The organism is Bordetella petrii (assembly GCF_000067205.1).
Classification (GTDB): Bacteria; Pseudomonadota; Gammaproteobacteria; order Burkholderiales; family Burkholderiaceae_B; genus Bordetella_A; species Bordetella_A petrii.
This window is the reverse complement of record NC_010170.1, coordinates 647,855-665,694: the sequence shown is the minus strand read 5'-3', so window position 1 is coordinate 665,694 and position 17,840 is coordinate 647,855. Positions and strand designations below refer to the sequence as shown.

General features: G+C 67.1%; 17 protein-coding genes. 4 read left to right on the top strand and 13 right to left on the bottom strand.

All coding sequences use genetic code 11. The annotated features are described in order from the left end of the window. Window positions 1–27 precede the first annotated feature (27 nt). Window positions 28–1,749 carry a ShlB/FhaC/HecB family hemolysin secretion/activation protein gene (locus tag BPET_RS03015; RefSeq protein WP_012247622.1) on the bottom strand — a complete coding sequence of 574 codons (1,722 nt, stop codon included), beginning with the start codon at window positions 1,747–1,749 and terminating at the stop codon, window positions 28–30. Between the two features lie 179 nt (window positions 1,750–1,928). Continuing rightward, a complete protein-coding gene (locus BPET_RS03010) occupies window positions 1,929–2,372 on the bottom strand; it encodes a winged helix-turn-helix transcriptional regulator (protein WP_012247621.1) in 444 nt (147 codons plus the stop codon). Window positions 2,373–2,485: 113 nt separating this feature from the next. Between BPET_RS03010 and BPET_RS03005 the strand changes: the two genes are divergently transcribed. Beyond that, window positions 2,486–3,694, top strand: coding sequence for an MFS transporter (locus tag BPET_RS03005; RefSeq protein WP_012247620.1), 1,209 nt, complete (start codon window positions 2,486–2,488; stop codon window positions 3,692–3,694). Window positions 3,695–3,752: 58 nt separating this feature from the next. Here BPET_RS03005 and erpA read toward each other — a convergent pair whose 3' ends face one another. The 7 genes from erpA to pmbA all read right to left on the bottom strand — a co-directional run bounded on the left by erpA (window position 3,753) and on the right by pmbA (window position 9,896). Further along, the gene (gene erpA / locus BPET_RS03000; protein WP_012247619.1) at window positions 3,753–4,121 is read right to left on the bottom strand and encodes an iron-sulfur cluster insertion protein ErpA; all 369 of its coding nucleotides are present in this window, start codon (window positions 4,119–4,121) and stop codon (window positions 3,753–3,755) included. A gap of 87 nt (window positions 4,122–4,208) precedes the next feature. Continuing rightward, window positions 4,209–4,970, bottom strand: coding sequence for a DUF6776 family protein (locus tag BPET_RS02995; protein ID WP_012247618.1), 762 nt, complete (start codon window positions 4,968–4,970; stop codon window positions 4,209–4,211). 51 nt (window positions 4,971–5,021) lie between these two features. After that, window positions 5,022–6,086 (bottom strand): N-acetyl-gamma-glutamyl-phosphate reductase, encoded by a 1,065-nt coding sequence (argC, locus tag BPET_RS02990; protein ID WP_012247617.1) that lies wholly within the window; start codon window positions 6,084–6,086, stop codon window positions 5,022–5,024. Window positions 6,087–6,188: 102 nt separating this feature from the next. After that, window positions 6,189–6,581, bottom strand: coding sequence for a 30S ribosomal protein S9 (gene rpsI / locus BPET_RS02985; RefSeq protein WP_012247616.1), 393 nt, complete (start codon window positions 6,579–6,581; stop codon window positions 6,189–6,191). Between the two features lie 9 nt (window positions 6,582–6,590). Next, window positions 6,591–7,019 (bottom strand): 50S ribosomal protein L13, encoded by a 429-nt coding sequence (gene rplM, locus BPET_RS02980; protein WP_012247615.1) that lies wholly within the window; start codon window positions 7,017–7,019, stop codon window positions 6,591–6,593. 298 nt (window positions 7,020–7,317) lie between these two features. Beyond that, entirely contained in the window at window positions 7,318–8,415 is a 1,098-nt protein-coding gene (locus tag BPET_RS02975; RefSeq protein ID WP_012247614.1) for a TRAP transporter substrate-binding protein, read from the bottom strand. 113 nt (window positions 8,416–8,528) lie between these two features. Continuing rightward, on the bottom strand, window positions 8,529–9,896 hold the full coding sequence (gene pmbA, locus BPET_RS02970) for a metalloprotease PmbA (RefSeq protein ID WP_041862666.1): 1,368 nt from the start codon (window positions 9,894–9,896) through the stop codon (window positions 8,529–8,531). A 57-nt stretch (window positions 9,897–9,953) separates the two neighbouring features. Between pmbA and yjgA the strand changes: the two genes are divergently transcribed. Together yjgA and BPET_RS02960 are read left to right on the top strand one after the other, a co-directional pair. Further along, window positions 9,954–10,505 carry a ribosome biogenesis factor YjgA gene (gene yjgA / locus BPET_RS02965; RefSeq protein WP_041862664.1) on the top strand — a complete coding sequence of 184 codons (552 nt, stop codon included), beginning with the start codon at window positions 9,954–9,956 and terminating at the stop codon, window positions 10,503–10,505. A gap of 39 nt (window positions 10,506–10,544) precedes the next feature. Then, window positions 10,545–11,219, top strand: a complete 675-nt coding sequence (locus BPET_RS02960) for an alpha/beta hydrolase (RefSeq protein ID WP_012247612.1) — start codon at window positions 10,545–10,547, stop codon at window positions 11,217–11,219. Between the two features lie 147 nt (window positions 11,220–11,366). Here BPET_RS02960 and BPET_RS02955 read toward each other — a convergent pair whose 3' ends face one another. Further along, window positions 11,367–13,841: a bifunctional acetate--CoA ligase family protein/GNAT family N-acetyltransferase gene (locus BPET_RS02955; protein ID WP_012247611.1), complete on the bottom strand. Its 2,475-nt coding sequence runs from the start codon at window positions 13,839–13,841 to the stop codon at window positions 11,367–11,369. Window positions 13,842–13,966: 125 nt separating this feature from the next. Here BPET_RS02955 and gltX point away from each other — a divergent pair, with 125 nt between their 5' ends. Further along, on the top strand, window positions 13,967–15,370 hold the full coding sequence (gene gltX / locus BPET_RS02950; protein WP_012247610.1) for a glutamate--tRNA ligase: 1,404 nt from the start codon (window positions 13,967–13,969) through the stop codon (window positions 15,368–15,370). Window positions 15,371–15,428: 58 nt separating this feature from the next. On the opposite strand, the gene BPET_RS02945 is transcribed toward gltX, so the two are convergent. The 3 genes from BPET_RS02945 to BPET_RS02935 form a co-directional block, all read right to left on the bottom strand. Beyond that, entirely contained in the window at window positions 15,429–16,625 is a 1,197-nt protein-coding gene (locus tag BPET_RS02945) for an MFS transporter (RefSeq protein ID WP_012247609.1), read from the bottom strand. A 1-nt stretch (window position 16,626) separates the two neighbouring features. After that, window positions 16,627–17,139 (bottom strand): hypothetical protein, encoded by a 513-nt coding sequence (locus BPET_RS02940; RefSeq protein ID WP_041862663.1) that lies wholly within the window; start codon window positions 17,137–17,139, stop codon window positions 16,627–16,629. 172 nt (window positions 17,140–17,311) lie between these two features. Then, a complete protein-coding gene (locus tag BPET_RS02935; RefSeq protein WP_012247607.1) occupies window positions 17,312–17,773 on the bottom strand; it encodes an Lrp/AsnC family transcriptional regulator in 462 nt (153 codons plus the stop codon). Between the last annotated feature and the right edge of the window lie 67 nt (window positions 17,774–17,840).

Genomic DNA, 17,840 nt, shown 5'->3' with positions numbered 1-17,840 from the left:
GGCTACGGGCCGCCACGCGCGAACGGGTCAGAACTCAAACATCAGGGCAGCCGCGAATACGGTGGACGCGGTCTTCAATGAATCGGGCTTGTGTAGCGGCCAGCCTGCCGAGAAGTCATAGCTGGCGTTGAGATAAGGCATGGGCAGGCGGCCGCGCAGACCCAGGACCGCGCCTACCAGGGTGCGCCCCGACAGGTACTCGGCCGATGGCCCGCCGACCCGGCCCACATCCACGCCGGCATACAGCTGCTGGCCCGGAATGCCCAGGGGCTCCAGGTTCAGCGACAACTCGTTGCGCAGGCTCCAGCCGTCTTCGGCGGCCAGCGTCATCTGGCCGTCGAAGCCGCGCACCGTGTACCGGTTGCCGATCGCGAAGTAATCGGCGGGCACAATGGCCGTCTTGGCGTGCTGGATCTGCCAGGTTCCCTGGTAGGCGAAGTGCTGGCCGGCTATCTGGAATGGCGCATAAAGGCTTGCATTGGCGGTGACGATGGTGCTGCGGCCGTCCCAGTCTGGATCGCCATAGACATAGCCCGGCCGGTCCGACAGGCTGGGCAGCGTGCCCTGCACGCCGCCACCCACGTCCAGAACCACCGGGCCCAGGTATTGCCGATGGCCCAGGTTGAAGCTGTATCCCGTGACGTCGCGGCGCTGCACTTCGATGTCTACATCGTTCAGCGTGCTGGAAACCCGTTTGCGCGACAGGCTGAACGATGCGCTGCCTTTATAGGTGGCGCCCCGGTACGGCACCACCGACACGCCCACCTGCGCTTGTCTGGTGGTGCCGCCATAGACGATGGGTTCTTCGAAACCCGCCACGGTCTGGCGATACGTCGACTTGCTGGCGCTGGCGAACAAGGCCCAATAGCCGAATGGGAGGTTGTAATTGACCGATGCCGCGCGCGTATTGGCCTGGCTGTCGCGCCAATGCGCATTGCTATTCCACGACACCGATAATTGGTCGTACAGAAACAGCGGAGAATCCAGCGTCAGCCCGGCATTGATCTGGTATTTGCCAATGGCGTCCAGCCCGGCGTTGTCGCCCCCCACGTAGGCATGCCAGCGTTTGCCGGTGCCGGGGCGGATCAGCAGATCGGATTCGCCCATGCCCGGCCCGGGCGCGACGTCGATGGTGGCATCGGCCTGCCCGCCCAAGCGCCGGATGTTTTCCAGCGCCTGGTCGAGGTCGCGCTGGTTGAGGGCATCGCCAGGCCCGCCCGGCACTACCGTACGCCACCAGCCGATGCCGCCCGTACTCTGGACGGCTGAGATGCGGCCCGGCACGTAGTGCAGCGTCAATTCGCCGGCCGCGAGCGATTGTTCGGGCACCAGCACACGCGAGGTGACCAGGCCGTCATCAATCAGCAAACCCAGCAGGTGAGTTTGCAGGTTGCGCAGGCCGCTGGCGCCCACGCAATGGCCCACCGCTGCCTGGCTTGCCGCGCGTACCCGGCCAGGCGGCAAGTCGCCGTCCCAGGTGACTTGGACGATGTTGAAGCAGGGCTGTTCAGCAGGAAATTGCACCGGCCCCGAAGCGCCCGGCAGCTCGGCCGGAAGGACATCGGGACGTTGATTGGCACGGGCGCGCTGGGCGTCGAGTTCCTGCGCCTGTCGCCGTTCTATGTCAATGGCTCGAGCGGCGGCATCGGGCAACGACTGGGCCACGCTGCTTGCGGCCATCGCCACTGCCAGGACACCCATGGCCGCGGCGCCCAGCCATGGGCTGCCACGCGCCATCTCAGTGCGCATCGCGTCTGCCTCCTTTGTAAGTTGCGGGAGACTAACGCGATGAACGGCAACCTGTACCTAAACTTAACTATTATTAACTTATATAGTCACAATCATTGATTTTGCGCAGTCAACGAACGGCGGCTCGTTCGCTGGACGCTGCGTTTTGTGGCTGACTTGGCCAGCCCTGGCGCATTGCGTCACGCTACCTTCCGCACGGCGGTGGCGGCGGGCGTCAGCACTGATCCATCCCTGGCTTGCGGCGCCATGCGTGGAATCGGTTTTCCGGTGCGCGTGTCGATCAGCACCGAATGGCGTTCGCCCCGCTTGAACAGATGCTGTTCGCCCCATTGCCGCAACGCCACCACCACGGGAAACAGGCTTTCCCCCTGCGGCGTGAGCACATATTCCTGATAGGCCGTGCCATCCGAGGCGTCCTGCGTTTCGAGGATGCCCGCCTCGACCAGTTTGCGCAGACGGTCAGACAGGATATTGCGGGCCATGCCCAGCCCGCGCTGGAAGTCGCCAAAGCGGCGTGTGCCGTCGAACGCATCGCGCACGATCAACAGTGACCAGCGGTCGCCGACGATTTCGACGGCGCGGGCAACGGGACAGGGTTCGTCGTTGATAGGACGGCGTGGCATGGCCTCTCCTGGCAAATGGCGATTATCGCCAATTATCTGGTTGCATTTTAAAACTGCATCGCCTAGCATTCAATCGGTTGTTATTTGAAACTACATTGAATGAGCGATGGAGCATGAAGTCATCCCGGAAAGCCGACATGCCGCGCAGCCTGGTGCTGCTGTTTGCCGCCGCCAGCGGCCTGAGCGTGGCCAACGTGTACTACGCGCAGCCCTTGCTGGATGCGCTGGCTCGCGATTTCAGCATCAGCCGTGCCGCGGTGGGTAGCGTGATAACGGCCACGCAGATCGGCTGCGCCGTGGCCCTGCTGTTGCTGGTGCCGCTGGGCGATCGCGTCGATCGCCGCCGGTTGATGGCGGCGCAGCTGTTGGCCCTGGTGGCGGCCTTGGCAACAGTCGGCGCCGCCCGCTCGGCGCCGGTCTTGCTGGCGGGAATGACGGCCGTGGGAATGCTGGGCACGGCGATGACGCAAGGGCTGATCGCCTACGCGGCCAGCGCGGCCGCCCCCCACGAGCAAGGCCGCGTGGTCGGCACGGCGCAGAGCGGCGTGTTCATCGGCCTGCTGCTCGCGCGCGCGTTCGCCGGCGGCGTCAGCGACCTGGCGGGTTGGCGAGGCGTGTACTTCTGCGCCGCCGCGCTGATGCTGGCGATTGCGCTGCCACTATGGCGGCGCTTGCCGGCCCTGCCCGCGGCCTTGAACACGATGCCTTACCCGCGCCTGATCGCTTCCATGCTGACGCTGTTGCGGGAAGAAAGAATGCTGCAGGTGCGCGGCATGCTGGCGTTGTTGATGTTCGCGGCGCTGAACATCTTCTGGAGCGCGCTGGTGCTGCCATTGAGCGCGCCGCCGTACCGCTTTTCGCACACGGTCATCGGTGCATTTGGCCTGGTTGGCGTGGTGGGCGCCCTGGCCGCGGCGCGCGCCGGGCAGTGGGCCGACCGCGGTCGCGCCCAGCGCACCAGCGCGGCGGCGCTGGCCGCGCTGGTGCTGGCCTGGTGGCCGCTGTCGCTGATGGCATCGTCACTGTGGGCACTGATCATCGGCATCGTGCTGCTCGACCTGGGCGGCCAGGCGCTGCACGTCACCAATCAAAGCCTGATCTTGCGCACGCGTCCCGAGGCGCACAGCCGGCTGGTCGGGCTCTACATGCTGTTTTATGCCGTGGGCAGTGGAATGGGCGCAATCGGCGCCACCGCCACCTATGCCCATGCGGGCTGGCAGGGCGTGTGCTTGCTGGGCGCGGCGGTGAGCCTGCTGGCCCTGGCGTTCTGGGGGCTGACGCGGCGCGTGGCCGCCGCGAAATGCGACGCTGGACTCGCGTGAAATGAAAAGCCCCCTTGCGGGGGCTCTGGGGCAGATGGCGGCTAGCCGCCCACCAGGCTTACACCGAGAACGACGACCCGCAGCCGCAGGTGGTGCTGGCGTTGGGGTTGCGGATGACGAACTGGGCGCCTTCGAGGTCTTCTTTGTAGTCGATTTCCGCGCCGACCAGGTACTGGAAGCTCATCGGGTCGACCAACAGCTGCACGCCGTTCTTGTCGAGCACGGTGTCGTCTTCGTTGACGGCCTCGTCGAACGTGAAGCCATACTGGAAGCCGGAACAGCCGCCGCCTTGCACGAACACGCGCAGCTTCAGTTCAGGGTTGCCTTCTTCGGCCAGCAGGTCTTTGACCTTGGCCGCGGCGGAATCGGTGAAGATCAACGGCGACGGCGGCGCCTGGAGATCGACGGTTTCGGTGACTGCATTCATGGTGGAGCTCCTGGCCGCGAACGGCCGTATTGGGTGGGCGGCCACGCCGCCACTAATGTATTGACTATAGCGCAGACGCGGCGGGGTTCAAAATTCGAGCTTGACGCTGCGTGAGGCACGCACCGTGGCGCCTTCCAGCACGCTGACGGTGACAGTTTCGGGGACAAATCCCTCGGGCAGCTCGAGCACCCCTTCGCTGCGCTGGTACTGGTCGAACTGTAACGCCAGGGGCCCGCCGGCGGCGGCCTCTGCCCCTGCCCCTGCCCCTGCCGCAGGCGCCGACGCATCGGCCTTGAGCTGCATGGGCGCCAGGTCGACCGACACGGTTTCGCCCTTTAGCACGCCGGCCGCCTGGAACCGCAAGGTGCCGGTGAACGGGGTGTCGCTACGGCCGCTGCGCATGAGCAGCACGCGGTATTTCAGCCCCTGCCCCACGCGCTGCACTTCGGCGCCGCGGATGTCTACCGCGCCTTCGGGGCCGGGCGGCAGCAGCTGCTCGAAAAAGGCCAGACGGTCGCGCACGCGGCCCAGTTCGTCCTGGGCAGAGCGCAACTGGGTTTCGAGTTCCTGGCGGGCGGCGCGTTCGACGGCAATTTCGCCGTCGGCCGTGTCGAGCTGGGCGCGCAGGAAGCGGCTTTCGGCCTGGCTCTGTCGGATGGCGGCATCTTGCGCGGCCACCTGCTCGGCCGTGACCACCACGGTATTGTTGGCGGCGGCCGATTGCCGCCCCTGGCGATAACCCGCGGCGGCCCCGATGGCCAGTCCCACGGCCAGTACGCACAGCAGCGTCAGCCAGCGCATCAGAGGGCGGGAACGGGGTGCGGCAGTGGGCTCGGGTATTTGTTGCATTGCATCCGCCCGGCCGGCCCTGGCATGGGCAGGCCGGGCAACGGCTTGCGCCTACGGCAGGATGGCGACCTGGTCCAGGCCGGCCGATTCGGGCAGGCCGAACATCAGGTTCATGTTCTGCACGGCTTGGCCCGAGGCCCCCTTGACGAGGTTGTCTTGAATGACCAGCACGATAAGCAGGTCGCCGCCATTGGGGCGCTGCACAGCGATACGCAGGTTGTTGGAGGCGCGCACCGAACGGGTTTCGGGCAGGCTGCCGGCCGGCATGACGTCGATGAAATGCTCGTCGGCGTAGCGCTTTTCGTACAGGGCCTGGAAATCGGTGCCCAGGGCTTCGGGCCGGATGCGCGCGTACAGGGTGGAGAACATGCCGCGGATCATGGGCACCAGGTGGGGCACGAAGGTCAGGCCGACCTTGCCGCCGGCCAGCTTTTCGAGCTGTTCGGAGATTTCGGGATGATGGCGGTGGCCGGCCACCCCATATGCCTTGAAGTTGTCGCTGGCTTCGGAGAACAGCGTGCTGACTTCAGCCTTGCGGCCGGCGCCCGACACGCCGGACTTGCAGTCGGCGATGAGGGTTTGGGTATCGACCAGCGCGGCGCCGTTTTCGAGCAGCGGCGCCAGGCCCAGCAGCACGGTAGTGGGGTAGCAGCCGGGGTTGCCGATGACGCGCGCCTTGGACACGGCCTCGCGGTTGAGCTCGACCAGGCCATAGACCGATTCGGCCAGGATGTCGGGGCACGCGTGCGGCATTTTGTACCAGCGCTCGAACGTGGCGGTATCTTGCAGGCGGAAGTCGGCGGCCAGGTCGATGATGCGGGTGCCCGCGGCCAGCAACTCTTGCGCCTGGGCCATGGCCACGCCGTGCGGAGTGGCGAAGAACACCACGTCGCAATCAGCCAGGTTGGCTTTTTCGGGCGTGGAGAACGCCAGGCTGACACGGCCGCGCAGGTTGGGGTACATGTCCGCCACGGGCAGCCCGTCTTCTTTGCGCGACGTGATGGCGGTGAGCTCCACATGAGGATGCTGCGACAGCAGGCGCAGCAGCTCGACGCCGGTGTAGCCGGTGCCGCCGACGATGCCGACCTTGATGCGGGAATTCGATGCGTGGGCCATGGTGCAAGATGCTTCAATAGGACGAAAAAGAATTGTATCGCTTCGCGCGGCAGCAGGCGTGCGGCAACAAAAAGGCCGCTTTCGCGGCCTTTTTGCTGGACATTAGCGCTTGCTGAACTGCTTGCGCCGACGTGCCTTGCGGAAGCCGACTTTCTTGCGTTCGACTTCGCGGGCGTCGCGGGTGACGAAGCCAGCTTGCGACAGCGCGGGCTTGAGGTCCGCGTCGTAGTCGATCAGGGCGCGCGTGATGCCGTGGCGCACCGCGCCGGCCTGGCCGGTTTCGCCGCCACCGTGCACGTTGACCTTGATGTCGAACGATTCGAGGTGGCCGGTGAGCTCGAGCGGCTGGCGCACGATCATGCGGCCGGTTTCGCGCGCGAAGAATTCGTCGACGGGCTTGCCGTTGACGATAATCTTGCCCGACCCTTTCTTGATGAAAACACGAGCCACCGAGGTTTTGCGACGGCCGGTTCCGTAGTTCCAGTTACCGATCATGGCGTTTCCTTAGATATCCAGCGGCTTGGGCTGCTGAGCGGTGTGCGGGTGCTCGGCACCGGCGTACACCTTGAGTTTCTTGATCATGGCGTAGCCCAGCGGACCCTTGGGCAGCATGCCCTTGACGGCCTTCTGGATGGCGCGGCCGGGAAACCGCTGCTGCAGTTTCTCGAAGTTCGTTTCACGGATACCACCCGGGTAGGTGGTGTGGCGGAAGTACTTCTTGTCTTGCGCCTTGTTACCGGTGACGACGATTTCAGCGGCGTTGATAATGACGATGTAGTCGCCGGTATCAACGTGCGGCGTGAATTCGGGTTTGTGCTTGCCACGCAGGCGGCGTGCGACTTCGCTGGCCACACGACCGAGGACTTTGCCCTTGGCGTCGATCACAAACCAGTCACGCTGGACTTCATGCGGCTTGGCCACAAAGGTCTTCATGATTGGTTCCTAAAAGGTGAAAATTTTTCTTGCCGGAAAAGCCGGGCAAGAATTTTTTCCTGTTCCGCTGTGCCACGAGGAAATACCTGATGGCTGGCCTAAGCGTTGTTAACCGCCCGTGCTACCCAGCCGGAACGAGGGAAAGCTGATTATTCTAGCACGATTGCGCAAATATTGGGCATGCCGTGCGTAAGAGGCCTCTGACACCGCGCGGGAGCCAGACACCCGGACCCAGGCGGAGCGCCTGGTCCGGGTAGACGCCTGGGCGAAAGCGCAGCGCGCTCTCGCAGGGGGGTTTTTACTTCTTCGCCGACATGGCCACGCCCAAGTACTGGTCGTACGAGCCTTCGGCCAGGCGGAACCACGGCACCACGCTGTCGCGGAAGCCCATGTAGTTTTCGTACAGGGCCTTGAACTTCGGGTCTTTGTCGGAGAATTCCTTGTAGACCGTCTGGGCGGCGGCATACGAGGCATCCATGACCGAGCGCGGGAACGGGCGCAGTTCGGCGCCGGCGGCGATGAGCTTACGCAGCGCGCCCGGGTTCAGGGCGTCGTAGCGCGAGGTCATGGCCACGTGGGCCACGCGGCTGGCGGCCTCGACGATGGCCTGGTACGACTTGGGCAGGCCGTTCCAGGCGCCTTCGTTCAGGTACAGCGACACTTGCGGACCGCCTTCCCACCAGCCCGGGTAGTAGTAGTACTTGGCGACCTTGTTGAAGCCCAGTTTTTCGTCGTCGTACGGGCCGACGAATTCCACGGCGTCGAGGGTGCCCTTTTCAAGCGACGGGTAGATGTCGCCGCCGGCAATCTGCTGGGGCACCACGCCCAGGCGCGACAGCACTTCGCCGGCAAAGCCCGCGGTGCGCATTTTCAGGCCCTTGAGGTCGTCGACCGACTTGATTTCGCGGCGGTACCAGCCGCCCATCTGCACCCCGGTGTTACCCATGGGGAAGTTGATGATCTTGTGCGGCGCGAACATTTCGCGGGTGAGCTTCATGCCGTCGCCGTCGAACATCCAGGCGTTCATCTGGCGGGCATTCAGGCCAAACGGCACGGCCGCGTCGAAGCAGAAGGCCGGGCTCTTGCCGTAGTAATAGTACGAAACGGTGTGGCCGCATTCGATGGTGTTGTTGGACACCGAGTCCATGACCTGCAGCGCCGGCACGATTTCGCCGCCGGGGAAGTGGCGGATGGTGAATTTGCCGCCGGAAGCCTCGTTGACGAACTTGCAGAAGATCTCGCCCGTGCCGAACAGCGTGTCGAGGCTGCGCGGGAAGCTGGACGCCATGCGCCAGTTCAGGGTGGGCGCGTCCTGCGCGAATACCGGCGCGGCAACCGCGGCGCTACCCGCGACGGCGCCCAGGCCGGCATGTTTCAAAAAGGAACGACGTTGCATGTTATTGGCTCCTCGGTGGCAACTCGGTATGGGATATCGCTAGCGATACCTGGCGGATATTACACGTTGTTATAACTCCGCTCTATGGGGATTTCCGCCGGGCGGCCGGGGGATCAGGTGCCGGCGATTGCCATCTGTTCGATCAGGATCGAGCCGGTGCGCTTGGTGCCCCGCGCGATGGTGTCGGCCCCGACGGCGACGATCTGGCGGAACATCTCGGCCAGGTTGCCGGCGATGGTGATTTCCTGCACGGCGTGCTGGATCTGGCCGTTTTCGACCCAATACCCGAATGCTCCCCGGGAGTAGTCGCCCGTAACGTAGTTGACGCCCTGGCCGATGAGCTCGGTGACCAGGAAGCCCGTGCCGAGCTTGCGCAGCATGGCTTCGAAGTCGTCGCCGGGGCGGGTGTGCCGCGAAGACAGGGTGAGGTTATGCGAGCCGCCGGCGTTGCCGGTGGTGACCAGGCCCAGCTTGCGCGCGGTGTAGCTGGACAGGAAATAGCCTTCGAGCACCCCGCCGGTTACCACGCTGCGCGCCCGGGTGCGCACGCCCTCGTCGTCGAACGGCGAGCTGCCCATGCCGCCGCGCACGTGGGGGTCTTCGGAGATGTCGATGTGATCGGGGAAAACCGGCTTGCCCAGCGCGTCGACCAGGAAGCTGGCCTTGCGGTACAGCGCGCCGCCGCTGGTGGCCTGGGTGAATGCGCCCAGCAGGCCCAGGGCCAGCGGCGCCTCGAACAGCACCGGGAACTTGCCGGTGCGGATGCGGCGGGCCGACAGGCGCGACAGGGTGCGTTCGCCGGCGTAGCGGCCAATGGCCTCGGGCGAGGCCAGGCGGGCCGGGTCGCGCTCGGACGTGTACCAGTAGTCGCGCTGCATGTGGTTGCCGCGCCCCGCAATGGGGGCCACCGACAGGCTATGGCGCGAATACGGGTAGCCGCCCAGGAAGCCGCGGGTGTTGCCCATGACGAACTGGCCTTCGTAGGTGCCTACGGTGGCGCCGTCGGTATTGGTAATGCGCGGATCGACCGCGCGGGCGGCGCGCTCGGCGCGCAGGGCCAGCTCGGCGGCCTGCTCGGTGGTAACGGGCCAGCCGTAGTGCAGCGCCAGGTCGGGGATATCGGCGGCCAGCTGGTCGGCGTCGGGCAGGCCGGCGGCCGGATCGGCGGCGGTATGGCGCGCGATGTGCCAGGCGGCCTCGACCGTCTGGCGCAGGGCCGCCTCGGAAAAGTCGGAAGTGGAGGCCGAACCGCGGCTCTGGCCGGCGTAGACGGTGAGATCCAGCGAGCGGTCGCGAGTTTGCTCGACGGTTTCGATGTCGTCTTTGCGCACCGACACCGACAGGCCCAGGCTTTCGGAGACTTCGGCGGCGGCGTCGCTGGCGCCGATACGGCGGGCATGCGCCAGCGCCTGTTCGACCAGTTCGCTGAAGCGGGCGTGGTTGGCGGCCAGGGGAAGGGAGGAAGCGGGAGTGTTGACCATTGCAGTCCAGTGTACAGAGACGGTTATCATAGCCAAGTCTGTGTTTGCGCTGTTCCCATGACTTCCCCTATTCCCGATCCGGCGGCCGACGCCGATGTTGACGACAACGGCTACGACCGGCCCAGCAAGTCGCAGGTCAAGCGAGAAATGCATGCCCTGCTCGACCTGGGCAAGCAGCTGATCGACCTGCCCGACGACCGCCTGAAGCAATTGCCGCTGGCCGAGCGCCTGTACGAAGCCATACGGCTGGCGCAGCGCACGACCAGCCGCGAAGGCCGGCGGCGCCAGACCCATTTCGTGGGCAAGCTGATGCGGGATGCGCCGGCCGATGAAATCCGCGCGCAACTCGACACCTGGCGCAATGGCTCGCGCGAAGAAACCGCCGCCATGCACCGGCTGGAAACGCTGCGCGAGCGGCTGCTGGCCGACGACGACGCCCTGACTGAACTGCTGGATGCCCATCCGGGCGCCGACGTGCAGCAACTGCGCGCCACCATTCGCGCGGCCCGCAAAGAGGCGCAGCACAATGCCGCCCTGCAGCCGGGCCAGGAGCCCCTGCGCAAGCATTACCGCGCGCTGTTCCAGGCCCTGAAGGCGCTGGCCGCCTGAAGCGGCCTGCCTGAACTACCCTTTTTTTCCTGCCCGACCATGAGCGCCAACCCCGCCCTGCTGGACTGCATCGAACTCGAAACCGCCCCCAATCCGACCCACGCGGTGATATGGCTGCACGGCCTGGGGGCCGACGGCAACGATTTCGCCCCCATCGTGCCCGAACTGCGGCTGGGTGCGCACCCGCCGGTGCGCTTTGTGTTTCCGCACGCGCCGGTGCAGCCGGTCACCATCAACGGGGGCATGGCGATGCGCTCGTGGTACGACATTCTGGTTACCGACCTGGTGCGGCAGGAAGATGCGGCCGGCATCCGGCGCTCCGAGGCCGCGGTGCGGGCGCTGATCGCGCGCGAGAACGCCCGGGGCATCCCTACTTCGCGCATCGTGCTGGCGGGCTTTTCGCAAGGCTGCGCCATGACGCTGCACACCGGCCTGCGGCTGGAAGAAAAGCTGGCCGGCATGATCGGCCTGTCGGGTTATCTGCCGCTGCTGGACACGGCAGCCGCCGAACGCCATGCGGCCAACGCGAACACGCCGATCTTCCTGGCGCATGGCACGTTCGACCCGGTGGTAGCCCTGCCGCGCGCGCAGGCATCGCTGGCGCAACTGCAGGCGCTGGACTACGACGTGCGCTGGCACACGTATCCGATGCCGCACTCGGTGTGCGCGCCGGAGATCGCGGATATAGCGGAGTTCCTGCGGGAAGTGCTCTGACCAGGTCTCTGACGCAGAATTCTTGCCGGGAAGTACTCTTACCAGGTGTCTAACGCAGAATTCTTGCCGGGAAGTGTTCTGACCAGGTGTCTGACTCCGCAGGTGTCAGACACCGTGCGATCGAGACACCCATCGCGCACAGCGGTGTCAGGCACCTGCGGAGCCTGACCCCTGGCCAGGGAGCAAATCCAGCCATACTCTGCGCATGGTGGGGTCTTCGGGGTCGGGGTCGTTGGTGAAGCCCAGCCGGGTCATCAGCGTGAGCATCGGCCGGTTGTTGGCCAGCACCAGGCCGTCGATGTATTCGAGACCCTGTTCGCGCGCGGCGTCGATCAGGACTTCCATCAACTGCCCACCCAGCTTGCGGCGCTGCCAGTCGTCGCCGATGACCAGGGCGTATTCGGCGCCGCGCCCGTCGGGGTTGCGCAGGTAATGCGCGAAGCCGATGATGACCTCGCGCGGATGGCCGCGGTTTTCGGGGTTGGGCACCTGCGTGGTGGCCACCAGGGCCAGCTCGCGGTGGTAGTCGATTTGCGTATAGCGCGCCACCATGCGCGGGGTGAGCTCGCGCATCATGGACACGAAACGCATATAGCGCGACTGCTCGGACAGGCCGCGAATGAACTCCTGCAGGGTCTGGCCGTCTTCGGGCCGGATGGGGCGGATGGTCCAGGCCGTGCCATCGTCGAATTCGCGCGCACGCACCAGGCGCGCGGGATACGGATGGATGGCCATGTGCGGATAGCCGCTGGCCTGCGGCGTGGCGCAGGCGGGCTCGGCGCACAGCGTGATGCGCAGGTCCGCGGCGCGCAGCTGCGCCTCGCCCGCGTAGAGCGGATCGATGTCGAGCGATTCGATGTCGGGCAGCTCGGAAATCAGCTCTGACACGTGCACCAGCGCCTGCTGCACGGCCTCGGTTGCCGCGCCGCTGATCTGCGGCGCCAGCACGCGGCGCCAGGCGCGGCTGCGCTCGATGAGCTGGCCCGCCAGGAACCCGTTGAGCGGGGGCAGATCCATGCCCCGGTCGGTGCCGCTGGCAAGCACGGCATCGGGGCCGCCGGCGCCGAACTGGATGACCGGCCCAAAGCGCGGGTCGCGCCGCACGCGGATTGCCATGGGGCGCGATTCGGGTTCGCCGGGCAGCACGCCCGACGGCACGTCGCGCAGCGGTACATAAAAGGCATCGAGCACGCTGCGGCATTCGGCGGCGGACAGGGTCAGCCGGCCCTGCTGGCGCGCACCGTCGAGCACGGCGCGCGCGCGGGCGATGTCGGGCAGGCGGCTGGGCGGCTCGGGCGGCAGGGTTTGCAGCAGCAACTGCTGGTTGTAGTAGTGCGTGGCCAGCACGCCGAAGGCGTCGGCGGCCGATTCGGGCGTGCGGAACGCCGACGTGCCCGCGTCGTCGAGCATGCGGCGCAACGGGCGCATGCCGGCGTCGCCCATGAAACAGCTGACCACCGGCTTGGGCGCCTTGGGCGCGATCTGGGCCAGTTGGCGCGCGACGCCGTGCATGTCGGCCAGGGCGTCGGGGGCCAGCAGCACCAGCACGCCGTCGACGCCGTTGTCGTCGATGAGGCAGTCGAGCACCGCCTGGATGCGCTCGGGCGTGAGCGGCACATAGGTGATGACCGGATTGTCGATGGCGGCGTCGGGCTCGAGCAGGCCGGCCAGCGCGCGCCGGGTGGACGGCGCGAGTTCGGCCTTGAGCACGGCCGCGTCGGGGCCGATGAGGTCGAGCGCCAGCTGCGGCGGGCCACTGCCGTTGGACAGCAGCGCAACGCGTCGGCCGCGCGGCCGCCGGGTGTAGCCCAGCACCTTGACGGCCGAGAACAGTTGCACGAAGTACCGCACCCGCACCGCGCCGGCGCGGCGCAGGGCGGCGTCGAGCACGGCGTCGCTGCCGGCCGGGCCGTCGCGGCCAGCCTTGAGCACGATGACCGGCTTGACGCTGGCCGCGGCGCGCAGCGTGCTCATGAATTCGCGCGCGGTGCCGACGTCTTCGAGGTACAGCACGATGCTGTCGGTGCGCGGGTCGCTGGCCAGGAAGTCGAGCACCTGGGCCATGCCGACGGCGGCTTCATCGCCCAGCGACACCGCGGTGGAGAACCCGATGTGAACGTCTTCGGCCCAATCCATGACGGCGGCGGTGATGGAGCGCGACTGCGCCACCAGGGCCACGCGGCCGGCGCGCGCCAGGGTGGGATGCTGGCTGAGGTTCAGGCCCGCGTGCGGCCGTTGCGCGCCGAAGGCGCGGGGGCCGAGCAGCTCGCAGCCGTTTTTCTCGGCCCAGGCGCGACACAGCGCCAGGGTGCCGCCGGGATAGGGATCGGGCAGTTCGTGCGGCAGCACGATGGCCGCGCGCGGGCGCAATGGCTCGAGGCGGCGCAGGGTTTCGGGCAGCACGGCGGGCGACACGCAGACCAGCGCCAGGTCGGGCCGCTGGCCATCGGCCAGGCCGGCACAGGCTGCCGGCAGCTCGGGCGCCACGCCCGGTTCGGCGTCGACGCGCGTGATGCGCTGGCGCAGCCCGGCAGGCAGGGATTCGGCTGCCGGCAGGGGCCGGTCGGCTACGATGAGCAGCGATCGAGGCTCGAACAGCGGGGCAAGAGCGTGGCGCAGCATGAGCGGAACGGGCGCTATTCTAAAATAAGGCCATCGTAACAAAGACCGGCGCGCGGCCGCCATGATCGCGCCCCGTGCTTTCCCGCAATTCCCGCGGGCCCGCCACGCTGTTTTTCCTGTTTCCCATGACCTCTACACCTGCCACCATCCGTACCCGCTTCGCGCCCTCGCCCACCGGCTTCCTGCACCTGGGCGGCGCGCGCACCGCGCTGTTTTCCTGGGCGTTCGCGCGCCACCACCAGGGCGTGTTCGTGTTGCGCATTGAAGATACCGACCTCGAACGCTCGACCCCCGAAGCGGTGCAGGCCATTCTGGACAGCATGGACTGGCTGGGCATGCAGCCCGACGAAGGGCCGTTCTATCAAATGCAGCGCATGGACCGCTACCGCGAGGTCATTGCCCAGATGCTGCAGGCGGGCACCGCCTACCATTGCTACAGCTCGCCCGAAGAAGTCGAGGCGATGCGCGAAGCCGCCCGCGCCAGGGGTCTGAAGCCGCGCTACGACGGCACCTGGCGTCCCGAGCCTGGCAAAACGCTGCCGCCCGTGCCAGCTGGCCGCAAGCCGGTCGTGCGCTTCAAGAATCCGCAAGACGGCGCCACGGGCTGGAACGACATGGTCAAGGGCCCCATCAGCTTCGACAACACCGAGCTCGACGACCTGATCATCGCCCGGCCCGACGGCACCCCCACCTACAATTTCTGCGTGGTGGTCGACGACTGGGACATGGGCATTACCCACGTGCTGCGCGGCGACGACCACGTCAATAACACGCCGCGCCAGATCAACATTCTGCGTGCGCTGGGCGCCACCCTGCCCGAATACGGCCATGTGCCGATGATCCTGGGACCTGACGGCGAAAAGCTGTCCAAGCGCCACGGCGCGGTCAACGTCATGGAATACGACGCGCAGGGGTATCTGCCTGAAGCCATGGTCAATTACCTGGCGCGGCTGGGCTGGAGCCACGGCGACGACGAGCTGTTCACGCGCGAGCAGCTGGTGCAGTGGTTCGACACCCGCCACCTGTCCAAGTCGGCCTCGCAATGGGACCCCAAGAAGCTGAACTGGGTCAACGCGCACTACATCAAGCAGATGGATAACGCCGAACTGGCCGCCCGCGTGGCGCCGCGCATCGAGCGGCGCGGCGGCAACCCGGCGGCGGTCGACCTGGCCGCGGCCATGGGCCTGCTGAAAGACCGCGCCGAAACCCTGGAACAGCTGGCGGAATCGGCGTTGCTGTTCTGCAAGCCGTACCAGCCGGCGCCCGCCGAACTGGCCGAACAGCACCTGACCCCCGCCGCGCGCGAGGCGCTGGCCGATTTTGCGCAGCGCGCCCAGGGCGCCGACTGGACCCGCGAAGCGATTGCCGCACTGATCAAGGCGGTGCTGGCCGACCGCGGCCTGAAAATGCCGCAATTGGCCATCCCGCTGCGGGTGGCCGTGGTGGGCCAGACGCAGACGCCGGCCGTGGACGCCGTACTGGCCCTGGTAGGCAAAGACGCCGTGCTGCAGCGCCTGGCCGCGCTTTAAAGAGCACCCTCGGTGTCTGACCCCTGCGGGAGTCAGGCACCTGAACCTGCGCGGCGGCTTAGTGCGCTGCCAGGCGGCGGCGCAGGGCCCAGGCGAAGCTGCCGCCCAGCAGGGGCAGCAGCACCGCCGCCACGCCGAACAGCGCGGCGGCGCCGGCCGCATCCACCACCAGCCCCGCCAGCGCCACGCCCACGGCCTGCCCCAGGAACAGGCACGAGGCGAACCAGGCCACCGCCGTGCCGCGCGCGTTGGGCACCATCTGCGTGGCGTGGGTCTGCAACGTGGCGTGCAGCAGGTAGTAGCCGAACCCGGCCAGCATGCTGGCCGCCAGGCCCCAGCCCCAGGCCGGACCCAGCAAGTAAATCAGGAAGGCGCTGCACAGCACCAGCCCGCCGGCGGCGGCCAGGCCGCGCTCGCCCAGGCGGCGCAGCACCGGCCCGGCCACCAGCGTGTACAGCAGGCCGCCCAGGGCATACACCGCCACCACCGCGCCGGCCGCCGTCAGCGACAGCCCGAAGCGCGCATGCAGATAGGCCGGCGCGAACGCCAGCGCGCCGAACACCAGCAGGCCCTCGACGAACACGGTTGCCAGCACCACACGGGCCCAGGGCACACCCAGCACCACGCGTACCTGGGCCGCGAAGCCCTGGCGCGGGCCGGGCGCGGGACGGGCCGCCGACGCGGCGGCCTGCTGAGCGACTTCACGCCACAGCAGCAGCCCCACGATCAGGTAGCCGGCCACCAGGGCGCCGAATGCCCAGCGCCAGCCGACCGTGTCGGCGAACCAGCCGCCAGCCAGCTGGCCGGCCGCCATGCCCAGGATGGTGCCGGTAAGAAACCGCGCCAACGTGGCCTGACGCTGCTCGTAAGGCACGTTGTCGCCGATCCAGGCCATCGACAGTGGCACGATGCCGGCGCCCGCCGCGCCGGACAGCGCGCGGCACACCACCAGCACGTCGAGCGACGGCGCCAGCACCGCGCCCATGCTGCCGATCGCGCAGGCAAAAGTGGCCACGGCCACCACGCGGTACTTGCCGTAGCGGTCGCCCACCGGCCCGAAGAACATCTGCAGCAGCCCGTATGCCACCGCGAAGGCGGTCACCGTGGCCGCGGCCTGGCCGGTGGAAGTGCCGAAATCGGCGGCCAGCCGGGGCAGCATGGGATCGCAGATGCGGAACGCGCTGGCGCTGACGAAAGCGGCCAGCGCCAGCAGCGCAATGGCACGATTCTGTGAACTGCCTGTCGGCGTCGGCATATCAGTAAGGCAGGTGGTAGCCCGGCGGCATGCGGCGCGCCGTGACCACCTGCCCGCCCGCGCGCAATTCGCGCAGCGTCAGGCGCTTGTCGTCGGCCTTTTCCACGCGGTAGCGGTTCTGGTAGATGGGGTCGGCCGTATCGACGGCTTCGCCGTTGGAGCGTGTGGTCTGCAAGGTAAGGACACCCTCGGCCAGTTGCCAGCAACCTGCCTCGCGCAGGCCGGGGCGGATGCGCTTGCCGATCTTGAGCTGGGTGGTGTAGGTCATGGTGCCGTCGGCGGCCAGGGTGTACAGCGCGCTGAACTCGCCCGACACGCCGCGCGGCCGGGTGTTCGACTGCCAGGTTCCGACCATGCGGCTGCCCGGCTCGGCCGGCGTGCAGGCCACCTGGGGCGGCGCCGCGGCGGGCGCGGCCGGCGACGGCGCTTGCCCGGTTTTGCGGGCCGCGCAGCCGGCCAGGATCAACGCGGCGCCCACGGCGCCGATACGGCGAAACCACAACACTTTATTCATGACGTCCTCGAAACAGCGCGCGCCGCCCGGTAGCAAGAAGCCGGCCCGGACGTGCGTTCGCGCAGGTGGGACTCTAATGACGGCGCCCTTGGGATGCAATGACACCAACTTGCAGATGGTGTGTAAGAGCAACAGTTCCTTGCCGAAGGGGAGTGGGAGGACATCCCGGGCATCAAGCCGCGCTGAGCGGCAAGCGCACCTCATGCTTGATCTCACGCAGCGCCACGATGGTGCGCGTCTGCCGGATGCCCGGCAGGTTGAACAGGAACCGGTGCAGAAAGCGGTCGTAAGCCTCCGGGCTTTCCACCAGAATCTTCAGCAGGAAGTCGGAATCGCCCGTGACCGCATAGCATTCGAGGATCTCGGGCGCATCGCGCACCGAGCGCTCGAAGGTTTCGACCGTGCTGGCCGAATGCCGCTCGAGACTGATCTGCGCGAACATGCAGCCCTGCAACCCGACCTTGGCGCGATCCACCTGCGCGCTATAGCCCAGGATGACCCCGGCCGATTCCAGCGCCTTGACGCGGCGCCACACCGGCGCGGCCGACAGGCCCACCTGCTCGGATAACTGCTGGGCCGAAGCCCGGCCGTCTTCCTGCAGGGCGCGCAGAATGCCGATGTCGGTCTTGTCCATGTTTGCTCCTGAGTGCCAAATAGCGCCAAACGAAATGTTCATTTCGAATTATAGGGATTACACGATC

Bases quoted from the DNA above. Each gene is read 5' to 3' on its own strand.
- BPET_RS03015 (WP_012247622.1), bottom strand. From the start codon at position 1,749: ATGCGCACTGAGATGGCGCGTGGCAGCCCATGGCTGGGCGCCGCGGCC.
- BPET_RS03010 (WP_012247621.1), bottom strand. From the start codon at position 2,372: ATGCCACGCCGTCCTATCAACGACGAACCCTGTCCCGTTGCCCGCGCC.
- BPET_RS03005 (WP_012247620.1), top strand. From the start codon at position 2,486: ATGAAGTCATCCCGGAAAGCCGACATGCCGCGCAGCCTGGTGCTGCTG.
- erpA (WP_012247619.1), bottom strand. From the start codon at position 4,121: ATGAATGCAGTCACCGAAACCGTCGATCTCCAGGCGCCGCCGTCGCCG.
- BPET_RS02995 (WP_012247618.1), bottom strand. From the start codon at position 4,970: ATGCAACAAATACCCGAGCCCACTGCCGCACCCCGTTCCCGCCCTCTG.
- argC (WP_012247617.1), bottom strand. From the start codon at position 6,086: ATGGCCCACGCATCGAATTCCCGCATCAAGGTCGGCATCGTCGGCGGC.
- rpsI (WP_012247616.1), bottom strand. From the start codon at position 6,581: ATGATCGGTAACTGGAACTACGGAACCGGCCGTCGCAAAACCTCGGTG.
- rplM (WP_012247615.1), bottom strand. From the start codon at position 7,019: ATGAAGACCTTTGTGGCCAAGCCGCATGAAGTCCAGCGTGACTGGTTT.
- BPET_RS02975 (WP_012247614.1), bottom strand. From the start codon at position 8,415: ATGCAACGTCGTTCCTTTTTGAAACATGCCGGCCTGGGCGCCGTCGCG.
- pmbA (WP_041862666.1), bottom strand. From the start codon at position 9,896: ATGGTCAACACTCCCGCTTCCTCCCTTCCCCTGGCCGCCAACCACGCC.
- yjgA (WP_041862664.1), top strand. From the start codon at position 9,954: ATGACTTCCCCTATTCCCGATCCGGCGGCCGACGCCGATGTTGACGAC.
- BPET_RS02960 (WP_012247612.1), top strand. From the start codon at position 10,545: ATGAGCGCCAACCCCGCCCTGCTGGACTGCATCGAACTCGAAACCGCC.
- BPET_RS02955 (WP_012247611.1), bottom strand. From the start codon at position 13,841: ATGCTGCGCCACGCTCTTGCCCCGCTGTTCGAGCCTCGATCGCTGCTC.
- gltX (WP_012247610.1), top strand. From the start codon at position 13,967: ATGACCTCTACACCTGCCACCATCCGTACCCGCTTCGCGCCCTCGCCC.
- BPET_RS02945 (WP_012247609.1), bottom strand. From the start codon at position 16,625: ATGCCGACGCCGACAGGCAGTTCACAGAATCGTGCCATTGCGCTGCTG.
- BPET_RS02940 (WP_041862663.1), bottom strand. From the start codon at position 17,139: ATGAATAAAGTGTTGTGGTTTCGCCGTATCGGCGCCGTGGGCGCCGCG.
- BPET_RS02935 (WP_012247607.1), bottom strand. From the start codon at position 17,773: ATGGACAAGACCGACATCGGCATTCTGCGCGCCCTGCAGGAAGACGGC.